Genomic DNA, 655 nt, shown 5'->3' with positions numbered 1-655 from the left:
AAAAAAGTGGCCGGGACTGGGAAATGAAGTGACAGCCCGCCTGCTGACCGTGACGCGCAAAGGAAAAGTCTGCCATCTGCTGACGTCGATGACGGACGCCATGCGCTTCCCCGGAGGAGAAATGGCGGATCTGTACAGTCATCGCTGGGAAATTGAACTGGGATACAGGGAGATAAAACAGACGATGCAACTGAGCAGGCTGACGCTGAGAAGTAAAAAGCCGGAGCTTGTGGAGCAAGAGCTGTGGGGTGTCTTACTGGCTTATAATCTGGTGAGATATCAGATGATTAAAATGGCGGAACATCTGAAAGGTTACTGGCCGAATCAACTGAGTTTCTCAGAATCATGCGGAATGGTGATGTGAACCGCCCCGGGAATCCTGGAGACTAAACTTCCTGAGAAAGAGGTAAACAGGATGACTAAAAATACTCGTTTTTCCCCCGAAGTCCGTCAGAGGGCGATTCGTATGGTTCTGGAAAGTCAGGGCGAATATGACTCACAGTGGGCGGCAATTTGTTCCATTGCCCCAAAGATTGGCTGTACACCGGAGACTCTGCGTGTCTGGGTACGCCAGCATGAGCGGGATACCGGAGGCGGTGATGGCGGGCTCACCACCGCTGAACGTCAGCGTCTGAAAGAGCTGGAACGTGAAAAT

At 52.1% G+C, this 655-nt stretch carries 1 protein-coding gene and 1 pseudogene; both read left to right on the top strand.

Annotated elements, in window-relative coordinates:
- Nucleotides 1–361, top strand: a pseudogene (locus BHE85_RS28480) (transposase); the annotation flags it as partial.
- Nucleotides 362–415: 54 nt separating this feature from the next.
- On the top strand, nt 416–655 hold a 240-nt coding region (locus BHE85_RS28475; protein ID WP_032254633.1), incomplete at its 3' end, for a transposase.

The organism is Shigella sp. FC1567, from assembly GCF_001743015.1.
Classification (GTDB): domain Bacteria; phylum Pseudomonadota; class Gammaproteobacteria; order Enterobacterales; family Enterobacteriaceae; genus Escherichia; species Escherichia coli.
The sequence above is the reverse complement of the archived record's forward strand: the minus strand, read 5'-3'. Positions and strand labels throughout refer to the sequence as shown.